2 protein-coding genes are annotated in these 3,227 nt (G+C 46.9%); one reads left to right on the top strand and one right to left on the bottom strand.

The window, feature by feature from the left end:
• Nucleotides 1–268 (top strand): hypothetical protein (locus tag C6G87_RS08925; protein WP_233709089.1); only part of this gene is annotated, 268 nt, incomplete at its 5' end.
• Here C6G87_RS08925 and C6G87_RS08440 read toward each other — a convergent pair.
• Entirely contained in the window at nucleotides 224–2,887 is a 2,664-nt protein-coding gene (locus tag C6G87_RS08440; RefSeq protein WP_104753041.1) for an ATP-dependent Clp protease ATP-binding subunit, read from the bottom strand. The genes C6G87_RS08925 and C6G87_RS08440 overlap by 45 nt on opposite strands.
• Nucleotides 2,888–3,227: the final 340 nt, after the last annotated feature.

Raw genomic sequence — 3,227 nt, 5'->3', positions numbered from 1 at the left:
TCTTAATATTGTAGTCATATATCACCATATAACCACCATCCTAGCCCTCATATCACACGCAGCTGCCCCTGATATTCTTTCTAGTTTACTACTAAAAACTGCTGCCCATGTTCCCTCCCTTGCGTTTTTTTGGTGTGTTGCGGGTGGTATGTTGGGTGCGGCCTGTGTTAATAAGTGGGCGGGTGTTTTGGGTGGGAGTTTTGCCTGTGATAATAATTGTCCATCAAATTTCCTTGATCATAATATTATCATGTTCCACATCAAATAAGAAACTCTTGTCGCTCAAATCCGTGCTATCCGTCTTTAAAAGCAGCGTGGCGAGGCGATCCTCTACTTCCTCATACAACGCCCGTTTTAAAGGGCGTGCGCCATAGATGGGATCAAAACCGCTCTTAGCGATGTACTCTTTAGCGCGATCGCTCAAAGCGATTTGTACGCCCCGCTCGCCTAGCTTTTCTTGGATTTGGGCAAACATCAAATCCACAATTTGCACAATGCTTTCCATGTGCAAAGGGTTGAAGATCACAATCTCATCTAGGCGGTTTAAAAACTCGGGTTTGAAATAGGCTTTGAGAGCTTCTTGTACCATCTTTTGCTTGTCGTATTCCTCGCTCAACTCCATGATCTGATCGTTTTGAATATCATAGGCTTTTAACACTTCTTGTTCAGCCTTGTGCTTGGCATGTACATTCTCTAGCTCTATGATCTTGTCGCTAGCAATATTGCTGGTCAAAATAATGATGGTGTTTTTAAAATCCACCACCACGCCCTTATTATCCGTGAGTCGCCCATCGTCTAACACTTGCAAGAGCATGTTAAACACCTCCGGGTGCGCCTTTTCAATCTCATCAAAAAGCACCACGCTATAGGGGCTACGCCTCACCGCCTCAGTGAGTTGCCCCCCCTCTTCATAGCCCACATACCCGGGAGGCGCGCCCACCAAACGACTCACCGCGTGCTTTTCCATGTATTCGCTCATGTCCAATCTGATCAAATTCTTTTGGCTATCAAAGAGAAATTGGGCTAGGGTCTTAGCGCTTTGGGTCTTGCCCACCCCACTAGGTCCTAAGAATAAAAAGCTCCCAATGGGTTTATTAGGATCGCTCAAACCCGCCTTATTGCGCTTAATGGCTTTAGCAATCGCGCTAATGGCTTGGGGTTGCCCGATCACGCTCTTAGTTAGCTCCTGCTCAATATGTAAAATGCGATCCTTTTCCTCTTGCAACATCTTTTGTACCGGGATTTGGGTCCACTTGCTCACAATGCGCGCGATGCTATCCTTACTCACAGCGTGCTGTAACAAGCTCCCATGCTCTTGCATGCGCGCCCATTGCGCTTCTAAATCGCGCACCGCCTGCTCCAATCTAGGGATCTCGCCATGGTCGATCTTAGCCGCCCTTTCAAACTCCGATTGGCGTTTGGCAAGCTCGGATTCGCGCTTCAAGCTCTCAATATTGTTCTTAGCCTGCGCGATGTCTTTGAATACCCGCCTTTCGTTTTCAAATTGCGCCTCTAGGCGTTGCTTCTCTTCTAGCGCGTTGCTAAGTTCTTTTTGCACCTCCTCTAGGCGTTGCTTGTTGCTGGGGTTCTCCTCCATCAAGAGGGCTTGTTTTTCTACCTCTAGTTGTTGCACTAGCCTTTTGGTGTGGGAGAGCGCGTAAGGTTCTGATTCGATTTGCATTTTCAACTCGGCAGCGGCTTCGTCAATCAAGTCAATGGCTTTATCGGGCAAAAAGCGGTTAGTGATGTAGCGGTGTGAAAGCTTGGCGCTAGCCACTAGCGCGCTATCAGTAATGCTCACATTGTGGTGGGCTTCTAAACTCTCTTTGAGTCCTCTTAGAATTTGCAAGGTTTCATTCACGCTGGGCTCCTCTAGGGCGATGGGCTGAAAACGGCGCGTGAGCGCGCTGTCCTTTTCAAAGTATTTACGATACTCTTTAAGCGTGGTCGCCCCGATGGTGTGCAATTCCCCGCGCGCTAAGGCAGGCTTTAAAATATTAGCCGCATCCATGCTCCCCTCAGACGCGCCCGCGCCCACGATGGTGTGGATTTCGTCAATGAATAAGATCACATTGCCCGCTTTTTTAACCTCTTCTACCACCTTTGTGAGGCGTTCTTCAAACTCGCCCCGATACTTGGCCCCGGCAATGAGCATGCTCATATCCAACATCACCACTTGCTTGTGTTGCAAGGATAAGGGCACTTCCTTTTTGGCAATGCGCTGGGCTAACCCCTCCACAATGGCGGTCTTACCCACCCCGGGCTCGCCTAATAAGATGGGGTTATTCTTAGTCTTGCGAATCAAGATTTGCATCATGCGCAAAATCTCTTCATCGCGCCCGATCACCGGGTCTAGGGTGTTTTCTAGGGCTTTGGTGGTCAAATTGATCCCGTATTTTTCTAGAGCCTCTAGGGTGGCATCATCGCTAGCTTGGGTGATTTTAGCCCCCTTGCGCAACCCCTGCAAGGTCTTAACCAGTTCTGAAACATCTAAGAATTGCTTGAAATAATGGCTAAAAAGCTCTGCATTGGCGCTAATAAAACTATCCACCGCCACAAATTGATCCCCATTTTTCACGCTCCAACCCAAAGCACTATGCAACGCGTCTAGAAGATTCTTGCCCAAACTAATCCCCTGCGCGCTCACGCTCGAACTCTTGGGCAAGCTGTCCACCACACTTCTAGCCTCTAACTCTAGGGGTGTTTTCTCCACGCCCATTTTGATCAAGGCATGACTTAGTAAAGATTGGCTATTGCTCAAGAGCGCCCAAAAAAGGTGGATGGGTTCGATCTCTTGGTTCTTGGCGTGCAGGGCTAGAGAGAGGGCTTGATCCAAGCTTTCTTTAAGCTGGTGGGTGAGTTTTTCAAAAATACTAGAGCTGTGCATGGAGTTTCCTTTGAGAGTGGAATCACTATTATTACCCATTATATGAGAATTTGGTTAATTATCTTCTCTAGGACAGCTATTACTGACTGTGCCATAACCCCCAGTTTCATTTACAAGGATAATTTAGTTGTATGTGGCAAATTTACACCATAAAACCACAGATATAGAAGGTGCAATGTGCGAAGTCTTAATTTTGATGATGTTACAATTCCTATTCACTTTTAATTTAAGTAGATTTTAAGCTGACAAACTATAGAATGCGAATTCACAATGAGGGAAGGCGATATTAAGAGGTCTTTGTTATTTCGCATTCTTGTGAGTGTTCTTTGACATCCAAGCA

Origin of the sequence: Helicobacter baculiformis, assembly GCF_900197685.1 — a bacterium.
Classification (GTDB): domain Bacteria; phylum Campylobacterota; class Campylobacteria; order Campylobacterales; family Helicobacteraceae; genus Helicobacter; species Helicobacter baculiformis.
The sequence above is the reverse complement of the archived record's forward strand: the minus strand, read 5'-3'. Positions and strand labels throughout refer to the sequence as shown.

Excerpts from the sequence above, each read along its gene's own strand:
- C6G87_RS08440 (WP_104753041.1), bottom strand. The coding sequence starts at position 2,887 with ATGCACAGCTCTAGTATTTTTGAAAAACTCACCCACCAGCTTAAAGAA.